The sequence below is a fragment of the Xylophilus sp. Leaf220 genome, from assembly GCF_001421705.1.
In the GTDB taxonomy this organism is placed as follows: Bacteria; Pseudomonadota; Gammaproteobacteria; order Burkholderiales; family Burkholderiaceae_C; genus Xylophilus.
The window spans coordinates 103,732-130,003 of the sequence record NZ_LMKO01000001.1 but is presented as its reverse complement, the minus strand read 5'-3'; the positions used below and the strand labels follow the sequence as shown (position 1 = coordinate 130,003).

Below are 26,272 nucleotides of genomic sequence, written 5' to 3'. Positions count from 1 at the left end.
GCATGCCCGGCGGCGTGGCGCCTGCCACGCTCCGCTCACACATCGAACTGCAATGCCGCCAGCCGCGCGTAGGTGCCGCCCGCGGCCATCAGCGTGGCGTGGGTGCCTTGCTCGACGATGCGCCCGTGCTCCAGCACCACGATCCGGTCGGCGTTCTGCACCGTGGCCAGCCGGTGGGCGATGACGAGGGTCGTGCGGCGGCCGGCACCGCGCTGCAGGGCGGCGTCGAGGGCGGCCTGGACCATCCGCTCGCTCTCCGCGTCCAGCGCGCTGGTGGCTTCGTCCAGCAGCAGCAGCGGCGGGTCCTTCAGCAGGGCCCGGGCGATGGCGATGCGCTGCCGCTGGCCGCCCGAGATGCGCACGCCGCGCTCCCCCAGGAAGGTGTCGTAGCCCTGCGGCAGCGCCTGCAGGAAGTCGTGTGCGAACGCGGCCCGGGCGGCGGCCTCCACCTCGGCGTCGGTCGCGTCGGGCCGGCCGTAGCGGATGTTCTCCCGGGCGGTGGCCGAGAACACCGCCGCATCCTGCGGCACGATGCCGATCCGGCTGCGCAGCGCGGCCAGGTCGAACCGCTGGATGTCCAGCCCGTCGACCCGGATCCGGCCGACGCCCGGATCGGGATCGTAGAAGCGCTGGAGCAGCTGGAACACGGTCGTCTTGCCGGCGCCGCTCGGCCCGACCAGGGCGACGGTTTCGCCCGGGGCCACCTCCAGCGTCAGGGCGCGCAGGGTAGGATGCGCCGGCCGCGACGGGTAGTGGAAATCGACTGCTACGAAATCGATAGCTAGACCCCGGCGCTGTTCGCCGGCTGCGGGCACTTCCGACCAATGGCCGGGCTGCTGCGGGGCTGCAGGCGACTGGATCGGCGAGCGGGTGTGCAGCAGCTCCATCAGCCGCTCGGCCGCGCCTGCGGCGCGCAGCAGGTCGCCGTAGACCTCGCCCAGCACCGCGGAGGCGCTGGCCAGGATCAGCACGTAGACGACGGTCTGCCCCAGCTGGCCGGCGCTCATCGTGCCGTCCAACACCGCGCGGGTGCCGGCGTACAGCCCCCAGAGCAGGGCCGCGCTGGTGGCGATGATCACGAAGGCCACCAGCACCGAGCGGGCCAGGCTGCGGCGCACCGCGGTGTCGAAGGCCTGCTCGTTGGAAGCGGCGAAGCGGGCCGATTCCCGGGCCTCGGCGGTGTAGACCTGCACCAGCGGCACCGCGTTCAGCACTTCGGCCGCGATCGCGCTGGCATCGGCGATGCGGTCCTGGCTGGCGCGAGAGAGGGTGCGCACCCGGCGGCCGAACCAGGCGCTGGGCACCACCACCAGCACCACCGCGGCGAGCACCGCCAGCATCAGCGTCGGGTGCGTCCAGAGCAGCACGCCGAGCGCGCCAAGGCCCATCACCGCGTTGCGCAGCCCCATGCTGAGCGAGGAACCGACGACGGTCTGGACGAGCGTGGTGTCGGCCGTCAGCCGCGACAGCACCTCGCCGGTCTGGGTGGTCTCGAAGAATTGGGGGCTCTGCCGCAGCACGTGGGCGTAGACCGCATTGCGGATGTCGACCGTGATCCGCTCGCCCAGCCAGCTCACCATGTAGAAGCGGCCGGCCGAGAAGGCACCCAGCGCCACCACCACGCCGAACAGTGCGGCGAAGTGGGTGCGCAGCGTCATCAGCCGCTCGCCCGGGTCCTGCGCGGCCAGGCCGCCGTCGACCAGACTGCGCAGCGCCAGCGGAAACGCCAGCGTGGTGGCCGCGGCGCCGACCAGCAGCACCAGCGCCAGCAGTATGCGGCCGCGGTAGGGCCGCAGGAAGCGCAGCAGCGCCCGGCGGTGCTGCACGGCCGCTTCCGGGGAAGGGCGGGGCGACGCGGGCCGCACGCCGGCCGCGGCCGGTGGCAGGCCCGAAGGGGCGGTCGGCGGGGCCATGGGGTGCGGGAGCGGCTGGCGGTCGCCTCAGCGCCCCCAGCTGTCCTTCAGGCCGGTGATGCGGTTGAAGGCCGGGCCCGGCGTATCGCCGCCGGTGTCCACCGCGAAGTAGCCGTGCCGTTCGAACTGCCAGCGGCTGCCGGGCGCAGCGTTCGCCAGGCTCGGCTCCAGCCGGGCGGTCACCGTCTTCAGGCTGTCGGGGTTGAGCACGCTCAGGAAGTCGCGGTCGCCCGCGTCGGGATGCGCCTCGGTGAAGAGCCGGTCGTACAGGTGCACCGGGGCTTCGATGCCGTCGCTGTCGCCCACCCAGGTGATGACCCCCTTGACCTTTACCGCATCCGCGCCGGGCGTGCCGCTCTTGGTGTCGGGCAGCAGCTTGGCATGCACCTCGACCAGCCGGCCGTCGGCATCGACCGTGGCGCCGGTGCATTCGACGACGTGGCCGTACTTCATCCGCACCTTGTTGCCGGGCTTGGCCGTGCCGTCGGCCGCGGTGTGCGGCGGGTAGAAGCGGAAGAAGCCCTTGGGCGGCACCGCCTCGAAATCGCTGCGTTCGATCCAGAGGTCGCGGCCGAAGCGCAGGCTGCGCTGGCCCATCTCGGGGTGGTGCGGATGCACCGGCGCGCTGCAGGCGTCGAGCGTGCCGGCACCCATCAGCTCCTCCCAGTTGGTGATGACCAATTTCACCGGGTCCAGCACCGCCATGGCACGCGGGGCCTTCTCGTCCAGGTCTTCGCGCAGCGCGATCTCGAGCGAGCTGTAGTCGATCCAGCCGCCCGACTTGCTGGCGCCGCTGCGCTCGCAGAAGAGGCGGATCGCCTCGGGCGTGTAGCCGCGGCGGCGCAGGCCGGCGATGGTGGGCATGCGCGGGTCGTCCCAGCCGCTCACCCGGCCTTCGTCGACCAGCTGCCGCAGCTTGCGCTTGCTGGTCACCACGTAGGTCAGGTTGAGCCGGGCGAACTCGTACTGGCGCGGCGCGGGCGCGGCCAGCAGGCCGCCCTCGATCAGCCGCTCTAGCAGCCAGTCGTAGAAAGGCCGCTGGTCCTCGAACTCCAGGGTGCAGATGCTGTGGGTGATGTTCTCCAGCGCATCCTCGATCGGGTGCGCGAAGGTGTACATCGGGTAGATGCACCAGGTGTCGCCGGTGTTGTGGTGGGTGGCGCGGCGGATCCTGTAGAGCGACGGGTCGCGCAGGTTGATGTTGGGCGACGCCATGTCGATCCTGGCGCGCAGCACCGCGGCGCCGTCGGGCAGCTGGCCGTCGCGCATCGCGCGGAAACGGGCCAGGTGCTCGGCCGGGGAGCGGCTGCGGAACGGGCTGTCGGTGCCGGGCGTGGTGAAGTCGCCGCGGTTGGCGCGCATCTGCTCGGGCGTCTGCTCGTCGACGTAGGCATGGCCGGCCTCGATCAGGTATTCGGCCGCCCGGTACATGAAATCGAAATAGTTGCTGGCGTAGTACAGGTGGCTGGTGCCGTGGGATTGCCAGTCGAAGCCCAGCCAGCGGACCGCGTCGACGATCGCATCGACGTACTCCTGTTCTTCCTTCTCGGGGTTGGTGTCGTCGAAGCGCAGATGGCAGACACCGCCGTACTCCTGCGCCAGCCCGAAGTTCAGGCAGATGCTCTTGGCGTGGCCGATGTGCAGGTAGCCGTTGGGCTCGGGCGGGAAGCGCATCCGCACCCGCTGCGGGTCGGCGGGGCCGGCCGCCTGGTGGGCCGCGTCGCCGGGGCCACCGCCCCAGTGGCGCGCGGAATAGGTGCCGGCGTCCAGATCGTTCTCGATGATCTGGCGGAGGAAATTGCTGGGGCGCGCGGCGTCGCGGGCCGGCTCGGGAGCGGTCGGCGCGGCGGGGCTCGGCCGCGTGCCGGTGGAGGAGGAGGTCATCCGCCGATTCTAGGTGGCGCGTTGTCGACGGCCGGGGCCGAGGGGCGCCTCGCGCGGCGGGGGGTCGATCCCTGCGCGGGCTTTGAAGGGGGCGCTACAACAGCCGTCGCTGCAAGCCCGCCGGCGTTACCCATGGAAACCACAATTCACGTTCCCCTGCCATCCGGCGCAGACTTTCATGCGTTACTGATTCACGAGGCGCCGGATCTACCGCAGCGCCCTTCAAAGGAGATCCTCCATGATCGCAAGCATCTACCGCCGTTTGGCTCTCGGCGCCGCCGTGATGGTCGGCGCGCTGGCTACCGTGGGCGTTGCGCACGCCAACGGTGGCGTCTCGTGGTCGGTCGGCATCAACACCCCGGGCGTGGCGCTCGGCGTCGCGGCCCCGACCTATTACAACCCCCCGCCCGTGTACTACAACCCTCCGCCGGTGTACTACAACCCCGCGCCGGTCTACGTGCCGCCCCGTCCGGTGTACTACAACCCGCCGCCCGTTTACGTGGCACCGCAGCCGATCTACTACGGCCCGCCGCGGGGCTACTATGGTCCTCCCCGCGGCTATTACGGCCCGCCACCGCACTGGCGGAGCGGCCACGGCGACTGGCGTCGCTGATCGGTGAGTGACGGTCGCTTCGCAGCGGCCGTCCACAGCGTTTCAAAGCCGTGTCTCTTTGTGTAAGAGGCGCGGCTTTTTCGTTTCCGTATGCGTTCCGAGTTAGCCGGACCGGATGCGGGTGCAGCTCGCGGGTGGGGCAAAATCGATCGCTTTTGCCACCGGAAGCCTCTCGCGGCTCCTCGTCCTCCAACCATCACGATCCCATGAGCAGCCTGTTCGACGACTTCCTTTCGACCGACGAGGCGCTGGAGGCCTTCAGTCCGCCGCATTTCGTCGCCGCGATGCTGCGCTTCGAGGTGTCGCTGGCCCGCGCACAGGCCCAGGCCGGCCTGGTGCCTGCAGCGGCCGCCGAAGCGATCGCCGGCCAATGCCATGTCGAATCCTTCGACGTCGCGCAGATCGTGCGCGACAGCGGCCGGGCCGGCAGCGTCGCGATTCCGCTGCTCAAGGCACTGAAGGAGCGGGTGGGAGCGGTCGATGCCGCCGCCACCGCCTTCACCCACTTCGGCAGCACCAGCCAGGACGTGATCGACACCGCGGCCGCCCTGGTCACCCGCCCGGTGCTGGACCGGATCGACGCCGACGGCCGGCAACTGGTCGCCGCCTTGCTGGACCTGGCCGAGCGCCATGCCGCCATGCCGGTCCTGGCGCGCACGCTGGGCCAGCCCGGCTCGGTCACCAGCTTCGGCTGGAAGTGCGCCCAGTGGGCCGCGCCGATCGCCCGCAGCCTGCTGCAGGTGCGGGCGGCCGCGGCCGAGGCGCTGGCGGTACAGCTGGGCGGCGCGGTCGGTACCCAGGCGCAGATGGCGGGCAAGGGGCCGGCGGTGGTCGCGCTGATGGCCGCCGACCTGGGCCTGGCCGCGCCCGATGCGCCGTGGCACACGCAGCGCGACCGCTGGGTGACGCTCGGCTGCGCGCTCGGCGTGCTGGTCGGCAGCGTGGGCAAGCTGGCGCGCGACCTGGCGCTGATGGGCCAGTACGAGGTGGGCGAGGTGGCCGAGCCGTCGGAGCCGGGACGCGGCGGCTCTTCGGCGATGCCGCACAAGCGCAACCCGGTCGCCTCGATGGTGGCGCTGGCGGCGGCGCACCGGGCTCCGCAGTGCGTGGCCGCGCTGCTGGCCGCGATGCCGCAGGAGCAAGAACGTGCCCTCGGCGCCTGGCAGGCCGAGCTGGCCGCATGGCCGGCGCTGCTGCAGTCGGCCCATGGCGCGGTGCGTGCGCTGGCCCAGGCGGTGCCCGGCCTGCAGGTCCACGGCGAGCGGATGCGGGCCAACCTCGACCGCCTGCGGGCCGAATTGCCGCCCGCCGCAGCCGAGGAATGGTTCGCCCCCGCGCTCGCCGACCATGCGGCCGGCCTGGCCCGCGAACAGGCCGCCCGGCTGCGCACGCTGCTCGCCGGCTGATCCCCGCTCTTTCCATCCTCTATCAGAAAGCAACCCGATGCCCGAACCCACCACGCCCGATACGCAGCAGCAGGACTACGACAGCGGCATGCTGAACCGCCGCCGCGTCCTCGGCGACGCCTGGGTCGACAAGGCGGCCGCCAACGTCCATGCCTACAACGCCGAGTTCCAGCACCTGATCACCCGCCACGCCTGGAACGACATCTGGGGCCGTCCGGCGCTGGGCGACCGCACCCGGCGCTTCATGGTGCTGTCGATGATGCTGGGCATCCATGCCTACGACGAGTTCGCGATGCATGTACGCGCCGCGCTCGACGGCGCACCCGACTCCCGGCTGACGCCCGACGAGATCAAGGAGGTGATCCTGCAGGCCGCGATCTACTGCGGCGTGCCGGTCGCCAACCACGCCTTCGGCATCTTCACCGCCATCCTGCGCGAGAATGGCCTGCTGCCCGAGAAGCCGGCCGGCGCCTGACCCGCCCACCACCCCTCGACCGCCGGAGCCCGCGATGACCACCACCCTCAAGATCGATTTCGTCTCCGACGTGTCCTGCCCCTGGTGCGCCGTCGGCCTGGGCGCGCTGGAGCATGCACTGGCCCGCATCGGCGACGCGGTGCAGGCCGACCTGCACTTCCAGCCCTTCGAGCTGAACCCCGACATGGCGCCCGAAGGCCAGGACATCTCCGAACACATCGCCCAGAAGTACGGCAGCACGCCTGAGCAGATGGCCCAGAGCCGCGAAACGATCCGCCAGCGCGGCGCCGAGGTGGGCTTCGAGTTCCGCATGGCCGACGCCCGGCGCATCTACAACACCTTCGATGCGCACCGGCTGCTGCACTGGGCGGAGGAAGAGGGCAGCGGTCTGCAGCCCGCGCTCAAGAAGCGATTGCTGAAAGCGTATTTCACCGAGGGCAGGAACCCATCGGATCCCGCGGTGCTGGTGCGCCTTGCCGCCGACGTGGGCCTGGACGCGGCGCGCGCCGAAGAGATCCTGGACGGCGACAAATACGCGGCCGAGGTGCGGGCGCGGGAGCGCTATTACCGGCAGCACGGCATCAGCGCGGTGCCGGCCGTCGTCATCAACGACCGGCACCTGATCTCCGGCGGCCAGCCGGCGGCGGTGTTCGAGCAGGCGTTGCGCCAGATCGCCGCCGGCAATGACTAGGATTTGCTACTTATTCGATAGCTAGAGGCCGGCGAGCAGGGCCGGCCCTGGCTATCTTTCTTTCAGGATCGCGTCTACCACGCGCCATCCGCCGGGGTGTCAGGTGGCCAACAATCCGGGTGTCTGCGGCAGCGTCGCAGGCTCTTCCTGGTCGGCCCGGATGCTGCCGTCGGGCCGGGTGTAGGTGCCGATCAGCAAGCCGCTGGCGAGCGCCCGGGCGTTGATCGCGTCCATCACAGCCTCGCGCCCGGGTGTTTCGTCGAGGAGGGCGGTTTCGTCCTCCGGGTCGGCGGCGGCCAGCGCGAACACCTGGAACGCGTAGCGGTGGACGCCGTGGCCCGGCGGCGGGTCGGGCGGCAGCCAGGCAGCCTGCAGGTAGGAGTTGCGGCCGACACGGCCGGTGGCCGGCAAGGTGCTGTCGTCCTGCGCGGGGCTGGCCAGGGCCGATTCGGGCAGGGTGCCTTCGGCGTCGGCAGGCAGGTCGACCACGATCGCATGCACCAGCGGACGTGGCGTCGGCGCGTCGGCGTCCTCGACCAGCAGCACCACCGACGCGGCGCCGGCCGGCACGCCGCTCCACTGCAGCGGCGGCGAGCGGCCCTCGCCGTCGGCGGTGTAGAGCGCGGGGATCGGCGCGTGGTCGGCGAAGGCGAGGCTGGAGACGGCGATCGCGGCGGTGCCGGTGCGCAGGTCGACGAGGTTGAAGGCGATCTCGTCGAGTCCGGCGCGTTGGTTGCGCAGTGCGTGGCCCAGGGCATCGGGCAGCTTTTCGAGCATGGCGGGCTTCCTTGGTGGGAGGAGGGGAACGGGGCGGGGCCCGGGAGGCGATCCGCGGCATGCCAGTGTGGCCAATGCCGGACGCGGGCACCGTGTCGGCTTGTGTCCGAGCCGGTCGTGAAAAGCTGATAAGGCCGGTTGCCGGCTTACCACGCCGACATCCCGCTATCGATACGATAGCAGACCTACCGTCGGCGGAAGAAGGCGTCGAAGAGCGGCACCAGCGCGGGAAACTCGTCCGCGAACCGCGCCCGGTTCACGAAGTACGCCTCGCAGGCCACCGGGAAGAACTCCGACAGCGCCTCGGCGCCGTACGGATCCAGCCACGGTTCGGCGCCACCGAAGCGCTCGGCCACGATCACCTGCTCGCGGAAGGCCTCGTAGGCCGGCTCCAGCACCGCCAGCCACGCCGCCCGCGCGGCACGGGCGCCGCGGGTGCCCAGGAAGCCGGGCGGCAGCGGCGGGCAGCCGTCGGGCTCTCCGCCGCGCATGTCGATCTTGTGGATGAACTCGTGGATCACGACGTTGGTGCCCTCGGCCGCGGTGTCGCCGGCTGCCGCCACGTCCTGCCAGCTGAGGGTGACCGGGCCGCTGTCCATCGCCTCGCCGATCAGCGGCTCGTCGTAGCGGTGCACGATGCCGGCCTCGTCGGTCACCTCGCGCGGCGCCACCACGCCCGCGGCGTGGACCACCACGGTCACGAAGTCGTCGTACCAGCCCAGCGCCTGGGCGGGCGGCCCCAGGTGGAGCAGCGGCAGGCAGGCCTGCGCGGCGATCGAGAGCGCCATCGCGTCGGTCACCTCCAGGCCGTGGGCCCCGTGGAATTCCTTTCGGTCGAGGAACCCTCCGCAGAGGCTGCGCAGGCCCGCCTGCTCGTCCTGCGACAGCGCCGAGAGAAACGGCAGGCCAGCCAGCACGCCGTTCCAGAGCGGATCGGGAATCTCCACGCCGGTGGGCGCTGTGCCGAAGAGGGACCGGATCGCGCGCCACATGGGAGGAGGAGGCCCGATGTTCGAAGGAAGGGCGCGGCGCGCTACGCCAGCGCGACGCGGGTCGCCCCGGCCGCCGTGATGCGCAGCACCTCGGCCCGGGGCGGCTCGGCCCGCAGGTCCCAGTCGGACAGCACGATGCGGCGGCGGCCACCGTCGACCGCATGGTCGGCGGGGCGGTGGGTATGGCCGTGGACCAGCGTGTCGGCGCCTGCGACGGTCATCCAGCGGGCCACCGCGCCGGCATCGGCGTCGGCGTAGTCGGCGCCGGCGCGCTTGCGCGCTTCGCTCTCGCTGCGCATGCCGCGGGCGAGGGCCCGTCGCTCGGCCAGCGGACGCGCCAGGAAGGCCTGCTGCCAAGCCGGCGCGCGCACCTCGGCGCGGAAGCGCAGGTAGTCGGCATCGTCCAGGCACAGGGCGTCGCCGTGCGAGAACAGCCACCGGCGGCCGAACAGGTCGAGCGCGGTGGGGTCGGCCAGCGCGGTCGCGCCGCAGTCGGCCAGGAACGCGGGGCCCAGCAGGAAATCGCGGTTGCCGTGCTGCAGATAGACGGCGCACCGGCCCGAGGCTTCGCGCAGGATTTCCGCGCAGCGGGACTCGAAGCTGCCGGGCGTGGCGGCGTCGTCGCCGATCCAGACCTCGAACACGTCGCCCAGCAGCAGCAGCACGTCGGCCGGCGTGGAGCGCAGGTAGTGCGCGAAGGCGTCGAAGGTCTCGGCGTCGTCGGCGTGCAAATGCAGGTCGGACGCGACGTCGACCGTGCGCCAGGCGGGCGGAGCGGCAAGCTCCGCCACCGGCGGCACGGTCGACGAAAGGACGGCCATCGCCGTGTCAGTGCGACGGCCCGGGCGATGGGGCCCGGGCGGCGCGGCGACGGTCGGGGGCCGGCACGGCGGGCCTCTTAGAGCGCCACGGCCTTGGTGATGATCACGTCTTCCTGCGGCACGTCGTCGTGGAAGCCCTTGCGGCCGGTCTTCACGGCCTTGATCTTGTCGACCACCTCGGTGCCCGAGACGACCTTGCCGAAGACGGCGTAGCCCCAGCCCTGGGCCGACGGCGCGGTGTGGTTCAGGAAGCCATTGTTGGCGACGTTGATGAAGAACTGGGCCGTGGCCGAGTGCGGCGCGTTGGTGCGCGCCATGGCGACGGTGTAGTTGTCGTTCTTCAGGCCGTTGTTGGCTTCGTTCTGGATCGGCGCGCCCGAGGCCTTCTCGTTCATGCCGGGCCCCATGCCTCCGCCCTGGACCATGAAGCCGGGGATCACGCGGTGGAAGATGGTGTTGTCGTAGTGGCCCTTGGCGACGTAGTCGAGGAAGTTCTCGACCGTCTTGGGTGCCTTGGCGGGATCGAGTTCGAGCGTGATGACGCCGTAGTTCTGGATGTGCAGTTCGACTTGCGGGTTGCTCATGGCAAGGTTTCCTTAGTAGAGAGGGGGATCAGTTCACGACCGTTGCGGAAGTGATGGTGATGGGGGTGGTGGGCACGTTCTGGTGCGGGCCCTTGTTGCCGGTGGCCATGGTGCGGATCTTGTCGACCACCTCGGTGCCGGCGACGACCTTGCCGAAGACGGCGTAGCCGTAGCCGTCGGCGCCGGGCGGGTTGAGCATCGCGTTGTCCTTCACGTTGATGAAGAACTGCGAGGTGGCCGAGTTGGGATTGCTGGTGCGGGCCATCGCCACCGTGTACTTGTCGTTCTTCAGGCCGGTCGCTTCGAAGGCCAGCGGCGCGCGGGTGGGCTTTTGCTGCATGTCGGCGTTGAATCCGCCGCCCTGGATCATGAAGCCGTCGATCACGCGGTGGAACACGGTGCCGTCGTAGTGCTTGTCGCGCACGTACTGCAGGAAGTTCTCGGTGGTCTTCGGCGCCTTGGCGGCGTCGAGCTCGATCACGATGTCGCCGGCGGTGGTCGCGAGCTTGACCCGCGGGTCGGCGGCGAGGGCCTGGGTGGCGGTGCCGGCCAGCAGCAGGGCGGCGGCGGCGATGCCGGCGGCGCGGCGGCTCAGCAGGCGGGCGAATGGGGAGGTGTGCGGGGTGTTCATCAGCCGATCGTTCCTTCGAAGAAAATTTGCCAGGGGCCGTGCGGGGTGCGCATCCAGTACTGGCGGCGCACCGGGCCGGTTCGGATGCCTTCGGGCACTTCGCCGAAGGTCACCACCATGGTCTCGGTGGTGTTGTCGTGCTGCCATCGCAGCATGCTCAGGTCCTTCGCCCGCACCGGGCGGCCCTGGGCGCGGACGATGTCCTGTTGTACCACCGGGCGCCAGGCCTCGAGCGACTTGCCGTAACTGTTGAAATCGGGTGCGTAGAACGGCATCAGCGCGGCCATGTCGCCGGCCGATTTCGCCGCACGCCAGCCCTCGAACGCGTCCTCGAACGACTTGCCGGCGGCCCGCGCGGCCTGCGGCGGTACCCAGAGCAGACGCTCGGCGATCACCACCGGCGTGGAGCGCACCGCCACCGTGCCCAGGATGCGGCGCAGGTCGGGGTTGGCGATCACCACGCAGCCGTCGGTCGCCAGCGGCGCCCGCGAGAACTGGTCGGCCGGCGTGCCGTGCAGCCAGATGCCGCCGCCGGTCTTGCCGAGCCGCATGTCGTACGGGTTGGGGTAGTTGATCGGCAGCGCGCCGGCGCCGTAGAAGGGCTTGAGCGTGCGCGGGTCTAGGTTGCTGGTGATGTAGTACACGCCGAGCGGCGTGCGCATGTCGCCCTCGGCCGACTTCTCGATGCCCGACTTGCCGACCGAGATGTAGTAGTCGGCCAGCAGCTTCAGGCCGCCGTCGGTGTTCTCGAACAGGTAGAGCCGGGCGCGCGAGGTGTCGATCGCGATCGCATGGCGGCTGCTGGCCGAAAGCTGCACGAACTGCGCCGGCACCGTGCCTGCTGGCGGCCGTTCGCGCAGCGCCTTCAGCCGCAAATCGGATTCGTGGCGCAGGGCAGCCAGCGATGCAGCCTGCGCGGCGTCGTGGTCGGGCAGGTCGCCCAGTGCGCGGACGATGCGGATCCGCTGGGCCAGCAGGTCGCCGTAGACCAGCTGGCCCAGCTGGAAGTTGGGATAGTCGGCGGTGAGCTTCTCGGCATCGGCCAGGGCGCGAGCGCTTTCGCCGTCGCCGATCAGCCGGTAGATGGCGATCAGGCGGGCTTCGGCATCGCCGTCGACGATCGGGGGCCGGGGCGCCGCCCGGACGGCGGCAGGCGCGGCCACAGCGGCGGTCGTCGCGGCGGCCCGGGCGGACTGCCCGCGGCGCGGCGCGTCTTCGCGGGCTGCCCACGCGGTCGGCTGCGGCAGCAGGCCGGCCAGCAGCAGGCAAGCCACGGCGGCCGGCAGGGTCCGCGCCAGGGCGGTTCGGATACGGGAAACGGAAGAGGGCAAGAGAAGACGCAATGTCGCTGCGCACGCCCGGCCGGTGCCGGCCGCTGCGCGCATGTCCTGACGGCGGGGCCCGCGGCCCCGGACGGCTGCGGGAATCAGCCGGTGGATTCCTGCACGATCTGCCACGTGTTGCCCGACTTCACCATCTCGAGCGTCTTGCGGCTGGTGACGTTGAGCGCGTCGGCGCTGTAGTCCTGGCGGAACTTGGCCGTGGCCTTGCCGCCCGGTTGCACCGTGACCACCAGGTTCGACACGTTGAGCTTGATGCTCGACTTGCCGACGATGCGGGCCTTGCGCTCCGCTTCCCAGGCGGCACGCGACTGCTTGCCGGGAGTGCGGAACGACTTGTTGTACGCAGCCAAATAGCCCTTCATATCCTGCGCAGCCCACGCGGCGGCCCAGGCGCGCACGGCGGATTCGACTTCTTCGCGCTCCTTGGCGGCGTCGGATGCGGCCGGCGCAGCAGGAGCAGCCGGTGCCGATGCGGCAGGGGCCGCCGGAGCCGGTACGGGGGCCGGAGAAGGCGCGGGCGCCGTCGGGGCGGGAATGGGTGCGGGCGCGGGTGCCGGGCTCGGCGCGGCAGGCACCGGTGCCGGAGCGGGAGCCGGTGTCGGAGCAGCGGCCGGTGCGGCTGCGGGCGCCGGGATCGCGGCTGGCGCAGGCGCGGGCGTCGGTGCGGCAGCAGGTGCCCTGGCGGGTGCGGCAGGGGCTGCGGCGACCACCGTCGGTGCCGTGGCGGCGGCCTTGGTGGTGCGGGCGGCGGTAGGCGAGAACAGGTCGCGGATCAGGGCCAGCTTGGGCGGCACGTTCGGGTTGGCGGCATCGAGCTGCAGCGCACGGCTGTAGGCCTGGCTGGCGAGCTTGGCGTACACGTCGCCCATGTTCTCGTGGGCGGTGGCGTAGCTCGGGTTGGTGCGGATCGCCATGTCGAGCGCGGCGCGGGCCTTGTCGTACTGCTTCTGGTTGGCGTAGAGCACCGCCAGGTTGTTGTACGGCTCGGGCAGTTCGGGGAACTCCTGGGTCAGCGCGGTGAAGGTCGCGATCGCGTCGTTCTGCTTGCCGGACTCGGTCTGGATGACGCCCTTCAGGAAGCGCATCTGCGGATCGCGGGGGTTGCTGGCCAGGTAGCGGTCGGCCTTCAGCTGCGCGTCGGCGAACTTGCCGGTGCGGATCAGCTGGTTGACATCGGTGTAGTCGTCGGCCAGGGCCGGTGCAGAAACCGACAGGCCGCCACAGACGAGAGCAACGCACAGCGCCAGGGAACGCAGGGAAAACGGAAGGGCGGCGGCGCCTTTTTTCATAGAGCCTCGGGGGTCGGAATGCGGGACGTCACGGCCCGCCGGACGGGGCCGCGGGAGCTTATACTGCGGCGGATTGTAGCCGGGAGCAGCCTGCGTATCCGCGACGTCCAGGCCCGTGCCGATCCCCCCGTTTTCCCGCAAAAAGGCGCATGCGACCGGCATGCTGCCGGCCGTCCGGTTTCCTAAATTCATGAGCCTGCGCATCTACAACACGCTTTCGCGTGCCTTGGAGCCGTTTTCCCCGATCGAGCCCGGCCATGTCCGCATGTACGTCTGCGGCATGACCGTCTACGACCTGTGCCACCTGGGCCATGCGCGGTCGATGGTCGCGTTCGACGTGGTGCAGCGCTGGCTGCGCGCCTCGGGCCTGCGGGTGACCTACGTCCGCAACGTCACCGACATCGACGACAAGATCATCCGCCGCGCGCTCGAGAACGGCGAGACGATCCGCGCTCTCACCGACCGCATGGTCGAGGCGCTGCACCAGGATGCCGACGCGCTCGGCATCGAGCGGCCGACGCACGAGCCCCGCGCGATGGATTTCGTGCCGCAGATGCTCGACCTGGTCGGCGCGCTGGAGCAGAAGGGCCTGGCCTACCGCAGTGCCGACGGCGACGTGAACTTTGCGGTGCGCCGGTTCCCGGGCTACGGCAAGCTGTCGGGCAAGTCGCCGGACGAACTGCGCGCCGGCGAGCGCGTGGCGGTGCAGGGCGGCAAGGACGATCCCCTCGACTTCGTGCTGTGGAAATCCGCCAAGGATAGCGAGCCCGACGACGCCAAGTGGGCCAGCGGCTACGGCACCGGCCGGCCCGGCTGGCACATCGAATGCTCGGCCATGGGCTGCGCGCTGCTGGGGGAGAGCTTCGACATCCACGGCGGCGGCGCCGACCTGCAGTTCCCGCACCACGAGAACGAGATCGCCCAGAGCGAAGGCGCCACCGGCCAGCCGCTGGCGCGCTTCTGGATGCACAACGGTTTCGTGCGGCTCGACAACGAGAAGATGTCCAAGAGCCTGGGCAACTTCTTCACCATCCGCGAGGTGCTCGCGAAGTACGACGCCGAGACGGTGCGCTACTTCATCCTGCGCGCCCACTACCGCAGCCCGCTGAACTACAGCGACGCCCACCTGGACGATGCCCGCACCGGGCTGAAGCGCCTCTACACCGCGCTCGACCTGGTCGCGCCGCAGGCGCCGGCCGCGATCGACTGGACCGAGCCGCACGCCGCCCGCTTCAAGGCCGCGATGGACGAGGACTTCGGCACGCCCGAGGCGATGGCCGCGCTGTTCGACCTGGCGAGCGAGGTCAACCGCACCCGGTCGCCCGCGCTGGCCGGCCTGCTGGTGGCGCTCGGCGGTACGCTGGGGCTGCTGCAGGGCGCGCCACAGGCCTTCCTGCGCGCCGGCGCCACGCTCGACGCGGCGGCCGTCGAAGCCCAGATCGCACTGCGCGTCCAGGCCAAGCAGGCCCGCGACTTCGCCGAGGCCGACCGCATCCGCCAGGCGCTGCTGGCGCAGGGCATCGTCCTGAAGGACACGGCTGGCGGCACCACCTGGGAGGCGGGCGCATGAACCCGCGTTCCTTCGCCGGAGAAGGCGCGTATGCCAAAGGCCGTTGACCGCGCGGCCCTGGGGGCGGTCGCCGTGGAGGCCGTCGACACCGTTCCGGACGCGAAACCCGCGCCGGCCAAGGCGGTGCGCGCCCGCGCCGCCAAGGTGGCGCCGGTGGTCCAGGTCTTCACGCCCGATTACTGGCAGGAAGCCTGCGCCCATCTGGTGGCGAAAGACCGGGTGATGAAGCGGCTGATCCCGCAGTTCGGCGATGCCTGCCTGCAGACCCGCGGCGACGCCTTCACCACGCTGGCGCGCAGCATCGTCGGCCAGCAGATCTCGACCAAGGCGGCCCAGGCCGTCTGGGACCGGTTCGTGCTGCTGCCGCGCAAGATGACGCCGGCCAACGTGCTCAAGCTGAAGGTGGACGACATGCGGGCCGCCGGCCTGTCGGCGCGCAAGGTGGAGTACCTCTGCGACCTGGCCCTGCACTTCGACGGCGGCGCGGTGCACGTCAAGTCGTGGGAGTCGATGGACGACGAGGCCATCATCGCCGAGCTGGTCGCGATCCGCGGCATCGGCCGGTGGACGGCGGAGATGTTCCTGATCTTCTACCTGATGCGGCCCAACGTGCTGCCGCTCGACGACCTGGGGCTGATCAAGGGCATCAGCGAGAACTACTTTTCCGGCGATCCGGTCAGCCGCAGCGACGCCCGCGAAGTCGCCGCCGCCTGGGCGCCTTACTGCAGCGTGGCGACTTGGTATATTTGGCGGTCGCTCGACCCGCTCCCCGTCGAATACTGAGCCGCGGTCGGCACACCGGCGCCCACTGCGGCGCCGGCCCCCATTAGGAGCAAGGCCTTGGCCAAGAAAACTTTCCTCGATTTCGAGCAGCCGATTGCGGAGCTCGAAAGCAAGATCGAAGAGCTGCGCTACGTGCAGACCGAATCCGCCGTCGATATCTCCGAAGAGATCGACCAGCTCGGCAAGAAGAGCCTGCAGCTCACCAAGGACATCTACAGCGACCTCTCGCCCTGGCAGATCACCAAGATCGCCCGCCATGCCGAGCGTCCCTACACCCTCGACTATGTGCGCGAGGTGTTCACCGATTTCATCGAGCTGCACGGCGACCGCCATTTCTCGGACGATCTCTCCATCGTCGGCGGCCTGGCCCGCTTCAACGGCCACGCCTGCATGGTGCTGGGCCACCAGAAGGGCCGCGACACCAAGGAGCGCGGCCTGCGCAACTTCGGCATGAGCAAGCCCGAGGGCTACCGCAAGGCGCTGCGCCTGATGAAGACGGCCGAGAAGTTCAAGCTGCCGGTCTTCACCTTCGTCGACACGCCGGGCGCCTACCCGGGCATCGACGCCGAGGAGCGCGGCCAGTCCGAAGCGATCGGCCGCAACATCTTCGAGATGGCCCAGCTGGAGGTGCCGATCATCGCCACCATCATCGGCGAGGGCGGCTCGGGCGGCGCGCTGGCGATCTCGGTGGGCGATCAGGTGCTGATGCTGCAGTACTCCGTCTACTCGGTCATCAGCCCCGAGGGCTGTGCCTCCATCCTCTGGAAGACCAGCGACAAGGCCCAGGAAGCCGCCGACGCGCTGGGCATCACCGCCCATCGCCTGAAGGCGCTGGGCCTGATCGACAAGATCGTCAACGAGCCGGTGGGCGGCGCGCACCGCGATCCGAAGCAGATGGCCGCCTTCCTGAAGCGTGCCCTCAACGACGCCTTCCGGCAGGTGCACGACCTGAAGACCTCGGAACTGCTCGACCGCCGCTACGAACGCCTGCAGAGCTACGGCCGCTACAACGACGTGAAGGCCGAGAGCAAGTAAGGGCTGCCGGCAGGCGCTGCGCGCTGGCCGATACCCTTTTTCGCAGCCCTCCGCACCCGCGCGCCGCACCGGCCCGCGGGTGTGCTTTTTTCCGGACCGCATCCCCATGCCCACAGCCGCCGCCCATGCCGCCTTCGACGCCGCGATGCAGCGGTTTCGCCCGGCGCTGCCGCTGCTGGTGGCGTTCAGTGGCGGGGCCGATTCCACCGCCTTGCTGGCGGCCTGCGCAGACCGCTGGCCGGGTGAGGTGCGTGCGCTGCACGTGCACCACGGCCTGCAGTCGGCGGCGGACGGCTTCGAGGCACGGTGCCGCAGCACCTGCACCCAGCTGGGCGTGCCGCTGTCGGTCCGCCGGGTCGACGCGCAGGCCGCGGCGGGCGAGAGCCCCGAGAACGCGGCCCGCAAGGCCCGTTACGAGGCTTTCAGGCTCGAAGCCGACGCGGATGGCTGGCCATCAGCTATCAAAAGCATAGCAATCGCCCAGCACGCCGACGACCAGGCCGAGACACTGCTGCTGGCCCTCTCCCGCGGTGCCGGGCTGCCGGGCTTGGCCTGCATGCCGCAGCATTGGCGGCGTGACGGCACCGACTACCACCGGCCCCTGCTGGCCGTGCCCGGCGCCGCGGTGCGCGCCTGGGCCGCGGCCCGCGGGCTCGCCTGGGTGGAAGACCCGACCAATGCCGACGAGCACTTCACCCGCAACCGCATCCGTGCCCGGCTGCTGCCGGCGCTCGACGCCGCCTTTCCGCAGTTCCGCGATACGTTCGCCCGGAGCGCGGCCCATGCGGCCGAGGCGCAGTCGGTGCTGGCCGAGGTGGCGGCGGCCGACCTGGCGGCCGTCGGCGATCCGCCGGCGATCGCGCTGCTGCAGGGCCTGACGGCTGGCCGGCGCGCTTTGGTGCTGCGCCACTGGCTGCGCACCGCGCACGGTGCCGTCCCGAGCGCCGCCCAGCTGGCCGAGCTGCAACGCCAGCTGGTGGCCTGCACCACCCGCGGCCACCGCCTGCACCTGAAGGTGGGGGAGGGCTTCGTGCGCCGGGAGGGCCCAATGCTCGGTTGGTACAATCCCGCGGTTTTGGACTCTCACGCAGCACGGAACACCGCGGCGCTCCAAAACCTCCCGCCCCCAGCGCCGTGAGCCGCTTTCCGTCATTCGCATTCATTCCATGGCACTGATCGTTCACAAGTACGGCGGCACGTCGATGGGCTCCACCGAGCGCATCCGCAACGTCGCCAAACGCGTCGCCAAATGGGCGCGCGCCGGCCACCAGATGGTGGTCGTGCCCAGCGCCATGAGCGGCGAGACCAACCGCCTGCTGGGCCTGGCCAAGGAGCTGGCGCCCACCCGCCCGGGCGATGCCTACGGCCGCGAGCTGGACATGCTGGCCTCCACCGGCGAGCAGGCCTCGTCCGCGCTGCTGGCGATCGCGTTGCAGGCCGAGGGCATGGAGTCGGTCAGCTACGCCGGCTGGCAGGTGCCGATCCGCACCGACAGTTCCTACACCAAGGCCCGGATCGAGTCGATCGACGACGTGCGGGTGCGCGGCGACCTGAACGCCGGCAAGGTGGTGATCGTCACCGGCTTCCAGGGCATCGACGACCTGGGCCACATCACCACGCTGGGCCGCGGCGGCAGCGACACTTCGGCCGTGGCCGTGGCCGCCGCGATGAAGGCCGCCGAGTGCCTGATCTACACCGACGTCGACGGCGTCTACACCACCGATCCGCGGGTCGTGCCCGAGGCGCGGCGACTGCAGACGGTCAGCTTCGAGGAGATGCTGGAGATGGCGTCCCTCGGCTCCAAGGTGCTGCAGATCCGCTCGGTCGAATTCGCGGGCAAGTACAAGGTCCCGCTGCGGGTGCTGAGCAGCTTCACCCCGTGGGACATCGACATCGCCGAAGAGGCCGTGTCCGGCACCCTGATCACTTTCGAGGAAGACGAACAAATGGAACAAGCCGTCGTATCCGGCATTGCCTTCAACCGCGACGAGGCCAAGATCTCGGTCCTGGGCGTGCCCGACAAGCCCGGCATCGCCTACCAGATCCTGGGCGCGGTGGCCGATGCCAACGTCGAAGTCGACGTGATCATCCAGAACCTCTCGAAGGACGGCAAGACCGACTTCAGCTTCACCGTGCACCGCAACGACCTGCCGCGCACCGTCGAGATGCTGCAGACCAAGGTGCTGCCGTCGCTGGGTGCCGACCGCATCGAGTCGGACGCCAAGATCTGCAAGGTCAGCATCGTCGGCATCGGCATGCGCAGCCATGTGGGTGTCGCCAGCAAGATGTTCCGGGTGCTGAGCGAAGAGGGCATCAACATCCAGATGATCTCGACCTCGGAGATCAAGACGTCGGTGGTGATCGACGAGAAGTACATGGAGCTGGCCGTCCGCGCGCTGCACCGTGCCTTCGACCTCGACCAGCCCAAGGCCTGAAAAATCCCGCCGCGCGGCGAAATCGCCGCCGGCATCAGGCATAATCAGGGGCTTCTAGGAAACGTGACCGAGTGGCCGAAGGTGCTCCCCTGCTAAGGGAGTATGGGGTGTAGAGCCTCATCGAGGGTTCGAATCCCTCCGTTTCCGCCAGACAAGCTCTTGAAATTCAAGGGCTTTTTTGGTTTCTGGGGGGTGCTTTTCCGATGTCCCGGTTTCGCCTCTCCCGAGGGAGCCTCACCCCACCGCATCCAACTCGTCCATCTCGGTTGTCGTAGCCATGCACCGCAGGGCTAGTGCGCCAGTTCTGCCGACAGCAGGGCCGGCCCGCCCCGTTTCACGAACTGTGCGTAGTCGATCGGCTTCAGGGTGTGCGGCCCGGCGTCGTTGGTCATCCAGTAGGCCCACGACCGGCCTTCCGCCGGCACATGCACCAGTTTCCAGGTGGCGGCCGGGATCCACACCTTGTTGGCTCCCAGCGTCGCCGGTCCTGCGCCGTAGCTCGGGCCGGTGAACACGTACACGTCGCCGGGCGCCCGCGCCGCGTATTTGCGGGTGGCCTGCTCGATCTGGTTCCAGGCTTTCTGGTTCAGGGCGGGCGCCTGGGGCACCATGTTGGCCAGACTGAAGCTCTGCGCCTTCGCTTCCGCCGTCGGCATGTCGCCGGCGGGGGCCATGTGGCCGCGGTCGTAGCCCGAGCCGGCGTAGTCGGCCAACTGGGCACGGTAGGCGGCGGGCAGCCGTGCTTCGGGATAGAACCGGTCGCTGCGCTTGATCCCCTGGGCGGACTCTAGGCGGGACCGGGTCAGGCGCTCGACGGCGTAGATCGGCGTCTTGCTCTGTCCCGAGTACAGGACGGCGAACGCATCGAAGCACAGCTCGCGCTGCAGCCCCGGCGCCGCCACCGGCGGCGGTGCGGCGGGGAAATGCTGGGGGCAAGCGGCGAAGCCTGGGCCTGCAGCGGCCTGCGCCGGCGGGCTCGATGGACCTGCCGCGACCGTATCGGGCACCGACGGGGAAACGCTGCAGCCGATCGCCGCGAGGCCGATCGAAAAGGAGAGCACGAAGGCGTGGATGCCGGATTTGAGCGTGCGTGAGGAGGAGCCCGTGGCGGCTTTTTTGCGCCGGATGGATTTGCGTTTTTGGGGCATCCGGGAGCATAGCTTCAGGGCCCTTTATTTATCCGGAACGAAACTATCACCGTTTGTATCCGGTAGCTAATTTCGCCCTCACAAGCGCGCGATCGGTGGGTCATCCGAGTGGATTCGGCGTCGCAGGGCGCCTTGCGCCATTTGTTCCTCCCAGTGCTTGGCACCGCCCGGCGTCCTACATCCCTACCGGATGGGCCGACGCTGCCGTAGGCTCCGGCCGACCCGATGCACCCTGGTAAATCCTTCGCTGCGTCGGCGCCTCTGCTGCAGTGCCGCAAACGGATTGGTGGCGACCATAGGTCCCATGAAAGCCGTAGCCCAGCAATTCGTCAACACTCCCTTCATCGCGACCGCCGTATGCGTCTTGCCGGCCGTCGCTGCAGGGGCGACGAACTTGCTGGACCAGTCGATGCGCCGCCCCTCGCTGGTACGCGTGGTCATGCAGTCTCTGCAGATGGTTTGGTAAGCCGAACTGCAGGAGCGCGCGCACGAAGATGTCGCGATGACCGGCCTGTACAACAGAAAGCAGAGACAGGGGAGGCGATTGCAGCCTGTAGAAAAAAGTGCTATAGAAAGCACGGCGGGCTGCAACGAAAATGAGGGTTGACGAGCCTTACCCCCGGCACTAGATCCACAGTTAGGGCTGCTTGGTTCCCCACCTGACCCGGTTGGCCGCTTCCCTATGCGGGGAGGCCCGTCAGCCGCCATTGTATCGTGCGACCGGGCCCTGTTTCGGCAGCGGCGAACGACATCCCTACGCGGTTGCGGAAATGCCCCGCACCCCGCGCGGCCGAACACCGGGGTGCGGCTGCGTGACGATCCGGGACGGCAGCCCGTGCATGCCCGGCCCCGTAGAATCCGGGTGATGTCCTACCTCGTGCTCGCCCGCAAATACCGCCCCCGGAACTTCTCCGAAATGGTCGGCCAGGAGCATGTGGTGCAGGCGCTGTCGAACGCATTGCAGACCCAGCGTCTGCACCATGCCTACCTCTTCACCGGCACCCGCGGCGTGGGCAAGACCACCGTCTCTCGCATCCTGGCCAAGTCGCTCAACTGCGTGGGGCCGGACGGGCAGGGCGGCATCACCTCGGCGCCCTGCGGCGTGTGCCAGGCCTGCACCGATATCGATGCCGGCCGCTTCGTCGACTACACCGAGCTCGACGCCGCCTCCAACCGGGGCGTGGACGAAGTCCAGTCGCTGCTGGAGCAGGCGGTCTACAAGCCGGTGGTCGGGCGCTTCAAGGTCTTCATGATCGACGAAGTGCACATGCTCACCAACACCGCCTTCAACGCGATGCTGAAGACGCTGGAGGAGCCGCCCGAATACCTCAAGTTCGTCCTGGCGACGACCGACCCGCAGAAGGTGCCGGTCACGGTGCTGTCGCGATGCCTGCAGTTCAACCTGCGGCCGATGGCGCCCGAGACGGTCGAGGAGCACCTGGCCCAGGTGCTGCAGACCGAAGCCGTCGCGGCCGACGCGCCGTCCTTGAAGCTGATCTCCCGTGCCGCCCGCGGATCGATGCGCGATGCGCTCTCGCTCACCGACCAGGCGATCGCCTTTGGCAACGGCGCGCTCGAGGAAGACACGGTGCGCCGGATGCTCGGCAGCGTCGACCGTTCGCACGTGTTCCGTCTGATCGGCGCACTCGCCGGCGGCGACGGCAAGACGGTGGTCGAGACGGCCGACGTGTTGCGGGTCAACGGGTTTTCCGCCGGCTCCACGCTGGAAGAGATGACCGCGGTGCTGCAGCGCATGGCCGTGATGCAGGCCGTGCCGCAGATGGCCGCGGCAGTGGACGCGGCCGACGGCGAGGCGGTCGAGATCGCGCGGCTGGCGGGCGAGATGCCTGCCGACGAGACCCAGCTGCTCTACAGCTTGTGCCTGCACGGCCGCGCCGAACTGGGCCTGGCGCCCGACGAATACGCCGCGCTCACGATGGTGCTGCTGCGCCTGCTGGCGTTCAAGCCTGGATCGTCTCAAAAAAAAACACTGAAGCCGGCTGACGCGGCGCAGGCCGCGACGGCAGACGCTGCAGCGTCGGGTCCGACGCTGGTCGTTTCGGACCCCCGACCGCCGGCCGCAGCGGTAGCGAAAGCGCCGTCCGCGCCATCGCCCGCCGTATCCGAGGCGGCGCCTGCGCGGCCGCCCGTCCCTCGGCAGGGTCCGGCCATACCTGCACCGCCGCCGCAGCACGATCCGCAACCACAACCGCAACCGCAACCGCAACCGCAACCGCAGCAGCCCTCAGCTGTGCATGCTCCTGCCGCCTCGGACTCGCCTGGCCGACCTGTTGCGCAGTTCGAAGACGGCGCACCCGCCCCGTACGCGGAAGAAGCGGACAACGCCGGCGACGCAGAAGCCGACACGGCCCCGCCCGGCATGGACGACGGCGGCGATGCCGAGTGGCTGGACTCGATCGCCGCAGAGTCGGCCGCCCCTGCCGGTCGCGAGAGCGGTGCGGCGCCGGTCGGCTCCACTCCTGAGCCGGTCGCCTCGCAGGGCGGACGAGCCGGCCTGGCCTTGCCGGTGCACGAGCGTCCGCCATCGGCTTCTTTCGAAGAAAAAAGGCCTGTGGCCGGCGTCCATGGCCGACCTGATGCTACCAATATAATAGCTATTCCGGTGCGGCAGCAGCCCGAGCCGGGCCTGCGGTCCCAGCCGCGTCCCGATGCCGCCGGCAACGGCCCCCGGCCGCCGGCCGCCACCTTCACCCGCACGGACGAGGGCGATGCCTGGCACGCCACCGTCGGCCAGCTGATCGCGGCCGAGGCGATCTCGGCGCTGGTGCGGGAACTGGCGCTGCAGTCGCAGCTGGTGTCGCGCGACGGCAGCCATTGGATCCTGCGGGTCGAGCGCGAATCGCTCAACCAGCCGACCAGCCGCGAGCGCCTGCGCACCGCTCTGGCCACGGCGGGCCATGCCGAGACGCTGGCCGTCGAGATCGGCGTGGTCGTCGACAGCCCCGCACGCCGCAATGCCGCCGCCGCCGCCGCGCGCCAGCACCGTGCCGAGGAGATCGTGCAGAACGATCCCTTCGTGCAGCAGATGGTGCGCGACTTTGGCGCGAAAATCGTGCCCGGCAGCATCAAGCCGCTGCCGCCCCGGGCCGCCTGAGGCGCGCAGCCTTTTCCCATCCCACCCCTCCCATCCCATCCCGGACAACCCGAAGGAATTCCATGTTCAACAAAGGACAACTCGCCGGCCTCATGAAGCAGGCGCAAAACATGCAGGACAACCTCAAGAAGGCCCAGGACGAACTGGCGACCATCGAGGTGGAAGGCGAATCCGGCGCCGGCCTGGTGAAGGTGCTGATGACCTGCAAGCACGACGTCAAGCGCATCACCATCGACCCGAGCCTGCTGGCCGAGGACAAGGACATGCTCGAAGACCTGGTCGCCGCCGCCTTCAATGCCGCGGTGCGCAAGGCCGAGGACACCAGCCAGGAAAAGATGGGCAAGATCAGCGCCGGCATGCCGGGCCTGCCCGGCGGCATGAAGTTTCCGTTCTGATCCCGCGATGACGCCCGTGTCCGGCCGCCGGCCTCGTCGTCGCATGCAGGGGAGCCTCGCTTTCTCCGGTGCGGCGCGGGCGCCGCGGCGCACGGGTGCCGTGCTGGTCGCGGGCCTCGGCGCCTTGTCGGTCTTCGCGGCCCAGGCCGCGGCACCGGCGGTGCCGGCCTACCGCGAATTCAAGGACTGGATCGTCGCCTGCGACAACGTGCGCCGCTGCGAGGCGCGCCTGGCGCCCGCCGCCGGCGACACGCTGCCGATGCGGCTTTCGGTCGCGCGCGAGGCCGGCCCCGCGGGCGCGGTGGACCTCGACCTGGCCGGCGAGAAGCCGCTGACGTCGGACGCCCTGCGGCTCGACGGCACGGCGCTCGCCGGCGCCGACCGGCCGGCCGCGGCCGGCAGCGCCTGGACCACCGACGGCGAAGGCAGCTACCGTCTGCAGGGCGAGCCTGCGCTGAAGCTGGCCCGCCGCCTGGACCAGGCGCGGCAGATGGCGGTGCAGCAGCCCGACGGACCGCTGCAGCTGTCGCTCGACGGCCTGGCGGCCGCGCTGCTTTTCATTGACGACGTGCAGGGCCGGGTCGGGACCGCCACCGCGCTGCACCAGCCGGGCACCGGGCCCGCCGCGCAGGTGCCGGCCGCGCCGGCGCTGCCGGTGGTGCAGGCCGCCGCCGCGCCGCCGCCGCTGGCCGATGCGCAGGCGTTCGCGGCAGCGGTCCGCACCCGCAACGCCGCACTGGTCGCGCGCAAGTGCGATGCGCCGCGCGGCGCCGCCGACGCGGCCGCATCCGACGACGCGATGCCGTTGACCGGCGCCGACGCCCTGGTGCTGCTGCAGTGCTGGTCGGGCGCCTACCAGAGCGCCGCGCTGGTGCTGCGGGTGCCCCGGTCGGCCCCGCAGCAGGCGCGGCCGGTGGCGCTGCCCGAGGTGCCGGGCGGCCTGCCGGCCGGCAAGAACGACGACCCGAGCGTGGCGACCGAGGCGTTCTACGACCCGGCCACCGCCACCCTGTCGTCCTTCGCGAAGGGCCGGGGCATCGGCGACTGCGGCATCGCCCGGTCGTGGGTGTTCGACGGCACCGCTTTCCAGCCGGCATCGCGCGACGAGCAGCGCCGTTGCGCCGGCTCGCCGGGCGACTGGCCGGCGCTCTACCGCACGCGTTCCGTGCCTGCCACCGCCGCGGCTGCCCCGGCGCCGGCGCAATAACTTCCACGATGGCCGCTCCTACCAGCTCGCTCGATGCGCTCGTCCAGGCGCTGCGCCGTTTGCCCGGCGTGGGGGCCAAGACCGCCCAGCGCATGGCCTTCCACCTGCTGCAGCACGACCGGCCCGGTGCCGAGATGCTGTCGCGGGCGTTGCACGACGCGGCCGGCCAGGTGCGCCACTGCCTGCTGTGCCACACCTTCACCGAATCCGACATCTGCGAGGTGTGCAGCGACCCGTCGCGCGATGCGACCAAGCTGTGCGTGGTCGAAACGCCGGCCGACCAGTCGGCGATGGAGCGCACCGGCGCCTTCAAGGGCCTGTACTTCGTGCTGATGGGCAAGCTGTCGCCGCTCGACGGCATCGGCCCCCACGAGATCGGCCTGCACAAGCTGTTCGAGCGCGCGACCGACGGCACGGTGCAGGAGACGATCCTCGCGACCAACTTCACCGCCGAGGGCGAGGCGACGGCGCATGCGATCTCGGAAGGCCTGAAGGCGCGCGGCCTGCGGGTCACCCGGCTCTCGCGCGGCGTGCCGGTGGGCAGCGAGCTGGAGTACGTCGACCTGGGCACGATCGCCCACGCCCTGGCGGACCGCCGCTGAGGCGCTCCGTGCGACGGAGATACTTTGCATGAACGGCATTTCATCCGTCGCGGCCCCGGCGGGCGCGCTGCATTTCACGATCGCCTACTGGTGCGTGCTGGCCGCGGCGCTGCTGCCGATCCTGTGCGCCGTCGTCGCCAAGGCCGGTGCGCAGGGCTACGACAACCGCGCGCCCAGGACGTGGGCCGAAGGGGTGCGCGGCTGGCGCGCGCGTGCGATGGCGGCCCAGCAGAATGGCTTCGAGAGCCTGCCCTTCTTCATCGGCGCGGTGGTCGTCGCCCACCAGCTGGCTGCGCCGCAGGGCCGGCTCGACCTGCTGGCGGTCGGCTGGGTGCTGGTGCGGGTGGCCTACAGCGCGATCTACATGGCCGGTGGCGCGGCCACGCGCAGCGCGGCCTACTCGCTCGGCTTCGCGCTGAACGTGGCCATCCTGTTCGTCGGCTACCGATGAGGCCCCGCCGGGTGTACGCCGGCCCGGGATTTACCCGCACGGGGATGTTCCCGATGGGAGCCGTGCAGGCGGGCCGCTAAGCTGGCCCTGTCGTCATCCACCCAGGCAAGGA

25 protein-coding genes, 1 tRNA gene and 1 other RNA gene are annotated in these 26,272 nt (G+C 70.3%); 16 read left to right on the top strand and 11 right to left on the bottom strand.

Annotated elements, in window-relative coordinates:
- Positions 1-35: 35 nt before the first annotated feature.
- Positions 36-1,913 carry an ABC transporter transmembrane domain-containing protein gene (locus tag ASE76_RS00555; RefSeq protein ID WP_055833156.1) on the bottom strand — a complete coding sequence of 626 codons (1,878 nt, stop codon included), beginning with the start codon at positions 1,911-1,913 and terminating at the stop codon, positions 36-38.
- 27 nt (positions 1,914-1,940) lie between these two features.
- Positions 1,941-3,797, bottom strand: a complete 1,857-nt coding sequence (locus ASE76_RS00550; protein ID WP_055833153.1) for a glutamine--tRNA ligase/YqeY domain fusion protein — start codon at positions 3,795-3,797, stop codon at positions 1,941-1,943.
- Positions 3,798-4,035: 238 nt separating this feature from the next.
- Here ASE76_RS00550 and ASE76_RS00545 point away from each other — a divergent pair, with 238 nt between their 5' ends.
- From ASE76_RS00545 to ASE76_RS00530, 4 genes are all read left to right on the top strand, one after another.
- Positions 4,036-4,410 carry a hypothetical protein gene (locus ASE76_RS00545; protein WP_055833150.1) on the top strand — a complete coding sequence of 125 codons (375 nt, stop codon included), beginning with the start codon at positions 4,036-4,038 and terminating at the stop codon, positions 4,408-4,410.
- A 206-nt stretch (positions 4,411-4,616) separates the two neighbouring features.
- Positions 4,617-5,816, top strand: a complete 1,200-nt coding sequence (locus ASE76_RS00540; protein ID WP_055833147.1) for a lyase family protein — start codon at positions 4,617-4,619, stop codon at positions 5,814-5,816.
- Positions 5,817-5,853: 37 nt separating this feature from the next.
- Positions 5,854-6,291, top strand: a complete 438-nt coding sequence (locus ASE76_RS00535) for a carboxymuconolactone decarboxylase family protein (RefSeq protein ID WP_055833144.1) — start codon at positions 5,854-5,856, stop codon at positions 6,289-6,291.
- A gap of 34 nt (positions 6,292-6,325) precedes the next feature.
- Positions 6,326-6,982, top strand: coding sequence for a DsbA family oxidoreductase (locus ASE76_RS00530; RefSeq protein ID WP_055833141.1), 657 nt, complete (start codon positions 6,326-6,328; stop codon positions 6,980-6,982).
- A 99-nt stretch (positions 6,983-7,081) separates the two neighbouring features.
- Here the strand turns inward: ASE76_RS00530 and ASE76_RS00525 are convergent, their stop codons facing one another.
- The 7 genes from ASE76_RS00525 to ASE76_RS00495 form a co-directional block, all read right to left on the bottom strand.
- Positions 7,082-7,759, bottom strand: a complete 678-nt coding sequence (locus tag ASE76_RS00525; RefSeq protein ID WP_055833138.1) for a YbhB/YbcL family Raf kinase inhibitor-like protein — start codon at positions 7,757-7,759, stop codon at positions 7,082-7,084.
- A gap of 185 nt (positions 7,760-7,944) precedes the next feature.
- Positions 7,945-8,751: a zinc-dependent peptidase gene (locus ASE76_RS00520; RefSeq protein ID WP_055833135.1), complete on the bottom strand. Its 807-nt coding sequence runs from the start codon at positions 8,749-8,751 to the stop codon at positions 7,945-7,947.
- Positions 8,752-8,792: 41 nt separating this feature from the next.
- The gene (locus tag ASE76_RS00515; RefSeq protein WP_055833133.1) at positions 8,793-9,572 is read right to left on the bottom strand and encodes a UDP-2,3-diacylglucosamine diphosphatase; all 780 of its coding nucleotides are present in this window, start codon (positions 9,570-9,572) and stop codon (positions 8,793-8,795) included.
- A gap of 77 nt (positions 9,573-9,649) precedes the next feature.
- Entirely contained in the window at positions 9,650-10,156 is a 507-nt protein-coding gene (locus ASE76_RS00510) for a peptidylprolyl isomerase (RefSeq protein ID WP_055833131.1), read from the bottom strand.
- Positions 10,157-10,184: 28 nt separating this feature from the next.
- Positions 10,185-10,787, bottom strand: a complete 603-nt coding sequence (locus ASE76_RS00505) for a peptidylprolyl isomerase (RefSeq protein ID WP_156362472.1) — start codon at positions 10,785-10,787, stop codon at positions 10,185-10,187.
- Positions 10,787-12,118, bottom strand: coding sequence for a murein L,D-transpeptidase family protein (locus ASE76_RS00500; protein ID WP_236698296.1), 1,332 nt, complete (start codon positions 12,116-12,118; stop codon positions 10,787-10,789). Before ASE76_RS00500 ends, ASE76_RS00505 begins: the two co-directional genes overlap by 1 nt.
- Before the next feature lie 95 nt (positions 12,119-12,213).
- Complete coding sequence (locus ASE76_RS00495; protein ID WP_055833125.1) at positions 12,214-13,419, bottom strand: tetratricopeptide repeat protein; 1,206 nt, start codon at positions 13,417-13,419, stop codon at positions 12,214-12,216.
- A gap of 190 nt (positions 13,420-13,609) precedes the next feature.
- Here ASE76_RS00495 and cysS point away from each other — a divergent pair, with 190 nt between their 5' ends.
- From cysS to ASE76_RS00465, 6 genes are all read left to right on the top strand, one after another.
- Complete coding sequence (gene cysS, locus ASE76_RS00490) at positions 13,610-14,989, top strand: cysteine--tRNA ligase (protein ID WP_055833122.1); 1,380 nt, start codon at positions 13,610-13,612, stop codon at positions 14,987-14,989.
- 30 nt (positions 14,990-15,019) lie between these two features.
- A complete protein-coding gene (locus tag ASE76_RS00485; protein WP_082447818.1) occupies positions 15,020-15,772 on the top strand; it encodes a DNA-3-methyladenine glycosylase in 753 nt (250 codons plus the stop codon).
- Positions 15,773-15,829: 57 nt separating this feature from the next.
- Positions 15,830-16,807 carry an acetyl-CoA carboxylase carboxyltransferase subunit alpha gene (locus tag ASE76_RS00480; RefSeq protein WP_055833119.1) on the top strand — a complete coding sequence of 326 codons (978 nt, stop codon included), beginning with the start codon at positions 15,830-15,832 and terminating at the stop codon, positions 16,805-16,807.
- A 106-nt stretch (positions 16,808-16,913) separates the two neighbouring features.
- A complete protein-coding gene (gene tilS / locus ASE76_RS00475; RefSeq protein WP_055833117.1) occupies positions 16,914-17,945 on the top strand; it encodes a tRNA lysidine(34) synthetase TilS in 1,032 nt (343 codons plus the stop codon).
- Positions 17,946-17,973: 28 nt separating this feature from the next.
- Positions 17,974-19,242 carry an aspartate kinase gene (locus ASE76_RS00470; RefSeq protein WP_055833114.1) on the top strand — a complete coding sequence of 423 codons (1,269 nt, stop codon included), beginning with the start codon at positions 17,974-17,976 and terminating at the stop codon, positions 19,240-19,242.
- A gap of 57 nt (positions 19,243-19,299) precedes the next feature.
- Positions 19,300-19,392, top strand: a tRNA-Ser gene (locus ASE76_RS00465).
- A gap of 140 nt (positions 19,393-19,532) precedes the next feature.
- On the opposite strand, the gene ASE76_RS00460 is transcribed toward ASE76_RS00465, so the two are convergent.
- Positions 19,533-20,390, bottom strand: a complete 858-nt coding sequence (locus ASE76_RS00460) for a DNA/RNA non-specific endonuclease (protein WP_082447817.1) — start codon at positions 20,388-20,390, stop codon at positions 19,533-19,535.
- 304 nt (positions 20,391-20,694) lie between these two features.
- On the opposite strand from ASE76_RS00460, the gene ASE76_RS20310 reads away from it, so the two are divergent.
- The gene (locus ASE76_RS20310; protein WP_156362471.1) at positions 20,695-20,856 is read left to right on the top strand and encodes a hypothetical protein; all 162 of its coding nucleotides are present in this window, start codon (positions 20,695-20,697) and stop codon (positions 20,854-20,856) included.
- Positions 20,857-20,992: 136 nt separating this feature from the next.
- Here ASE76_RS20310 and ffs read toward each other — a convergent pair.
- An RNA gene (gene ffs, locus ASE76_RS19750) (signal recognition particle sRNA small type) lies at positions 20,993-21,089 on the bottom strand.
- A gap of 166 nt (positions 21,090-21,255) precedes the next feature.
- On the opposite strand from ffs, the gene dnaX reads away from it, so the two are divergent.
- The 5 genes from dnaX (at position 21,256) to ASE76_RS00435 (ending at position 26,160) form a co-directional block, all read left to right on the top strand.
- Entirely contained in the window at positions 21,256-23,505 is a 2,250-nt protein-coding gene (dnaX, locus tag ASE76_RS00455; RefSeq protein ID WP_055833109.1) for a DNA polymerase III subunit gamma/tau, read from the top strand.
- A 62-nt stretch (positions 23,506-23,567) separates the two neighbouring features.
- Positions 23,568-23,900 carry a YbaB/EbfC family nucleoid-associated protein gene (locus ASE76_RS00450; RefSeq protein ID WP_055833106.1) on the top strand — a complete coding sequence of 111 codons (333 nt, stop codon included), beginning with the start codon at positions 23,568-23,570 and terminating at the stop codon, positions 23,898-23,900.
- Positions 23,901-23,943: 43 nt separating this feature from the next.
- On the top strand, positions 23,944-25,107 hold the full coding sequence (locus ASE76_RS00445) for a DUF1176 domain-containing protein (protein ID WP_055833102.1): 1,164 nt from the start codon (positions 23,944-23,946) through the stop codon (positions 25,105-25,107).
- Positions 25,108-25,115: 8 nt separating this feature from the next.
- Entirely contained in the window at positions 25,116-25,709 is a 594-nt protein-coding gene (gene recR / locus ASE76_RS00440; protein WP_055833099.1) for a recombination mediator RecR, read from the top strand.
- Positions 25,710-25,737: 28 nt separating this feature from the next.
- On the top strand, positions 25,738-26,160 hold the full coding sequence (locus ASE76_RS00435; RefSeq protein ID WP_055833095.1) for an MAPEG family protein: 423 nt from the start codon (positions 25,738-25,740) through the stop codon (positions 26,158-26,160).
- Positions 26,161-26,272: the final 112 nt, after the last annotated feature.

Excerpts from the sequence above, each read along its gene's own strand:
- ASE76_RS00515 (WP_055833133.1), bottom strand. The coding sequence starts at position 9,572 with ATGGCCGTCCTTTCGTCGACCGTGCCGCCGGTGGCGGAGCTTGCCGCT.
- ASE76_RS00535 (WP_055833144.1), top strand. The coding sequence starts at position 5,854 with ATGCCCGAACCCACCACGCCCGATACGCAGCAGCAGGACTACGACAGC.
- ASE76_RS20310 (WP_156362471.1), top strand. The coding sequence starts at position 20,695 with ATGAAAGCCGTAGCCCAGCAATTCGTCAACACTCCCTTCATCGCGACC.
- dnaX (WP_055833109.1), top strand. The coding sequence starts at position 21,256 with ATGTCCTACCTCGTGCTCGCCCGCAAATACCGCCCCCGGAACTTCTCC.
- cysS (WP_055833122.1), top strand. The coding sequence starts at position 13,610 with ATGAGCCTGCGCATCTACAACACGCTTTCGCGTGCCTTGGAGCCGTTT.
- ASE76_RS00485 (WP_082447818.1), top strand. The coding sequence starts at position 15,020 with ATGCCAAAGGCCGTTGACCGCGCGGCCCTGGGGGCGGTCGCCGTGGAG.
- ASE76_RS00555 (WP_055833156.1), bottom strand. The coding sequence starts at position 1,913 with ATGGCCCCGCCGACCGCCCCTTCGGGCCTGCCACCGGCCGCGGCCGGC.
- ASE76_RS00505 (WP_156362472.1), bottom strand. The coding sequence starts at position 10,787 with ATGAACACCCCGCACACCTCCCCATTCGCCCGCCTGCTGAGCCGCCGC.
- recR (WP_055833099.1), top strand. The coding sequence starts at position 25,116 with ATGGCCGCTCCTACCAGCTCGCTCGATGCGCTCGTCCAGGCGCTGCGC.
- ASE76_RS00435 (WP_055833095.1), top strand. The coding sequence starts at position 25,738 with ATGAACGGCATTTCATCCGTCGCGGCCCCGGCGGGCGCGCTGCATTTC.
- ASE76_RS00470 (WP_055833114.1), top strand. The coding sequence starts at position 17,974 with ATGGCACTGATCGTTCACAAGTACGGCGGCACGTCGATGGGCTCCACC.
- ASE76_RS00510 (WP_055833131.1), bottom strand. The coding sequence starts at position 10,156 with ATGAGCAACCCGCAAGTCGAACTGCACATCCAGAACTACGGCGTCATC.
- ASE76_RS00530 (WP_055833141.1), top strand. The coding sequence starts at position 6,326 with ATGACCACCACCCTCAAGATCGATTTCGTCTCCGACGTGTCCTGCCCC.
- ASE76_RS00525 (WP_055833138.1), bottom strand. The coding sequence starts at position 7,759 with ATGCTCGAAAAGCTGCCCGATGCCCTGGGCCACGCACTGCGCAACCAA.
- ASE76_RS00495 (WP_055833125.1), bottom strand. The coding sequence starts at position 13,419 with ATGAAAAAAGGCGCCGCCGCCCTTCCGTTTTCCCTGCGTTCCCTGGCG.
- ASE76_RS00550 (WP_055833153.1), bottom strand. The coding sequence starts at position 3,797 with ATGACCTCCTCCTCCACCGGCACGCGGCCGAGCCCCGCCGCGCCGACC.
- ASE76_RS00520 (WP_055833135.1), bottom strand. The coding sequence starts at position 8,751 with ATGTGGCGCGCGATCCGGTCCCTCTTCGGCACAGCGCCCACCGGCGTG.
- ASE76_RS00445 (WP_055833102.1), top strand. The coding sequence starts at position 23,944 with ATGCAGGGGAGCCTCGCTTTCTCCGGTGCGGCGCGGGCGCCGCGGCGC.
- ASE76_RS00540 (WP_055833147.1), top strand. The coding sequence starts at position 4,617 with ATGAGCAGCCTGTTCGACGACTTCCTTTCGACCGACGAGGCGCTGGAG.
- ASE76_RS00460 (WP_082447817.1), bottom strand. The coding sequence starts at position 20,390 with ATGCCCCAAAAACGCAAATCCATCCGGCGCAAAAAAGCCGCCACGGGC.
- ASE76_RS00545 (WP_055833150.1), top strand. The coding sequence starts at position 4,036 with ATGATCGCAAGCATCTACCGCCGTTTGGCTCTCGGCGCCGCCGTGATG.
- ASE76_RS00450 (WP_055833106.1), top strand. The coding sequence starts at position 23,568 with ATGTTCAACAAAGGACAACTCGCCGGCCTCATGAAGCAGGCGCAAAAC.
- tilS (WP_055833117.1), top strand. The coding sequence starts at position 16,914 with ATGCCCACAGCCGCCGCCCATGCCGCCTTCGACGCCGCGATGCAGCGG.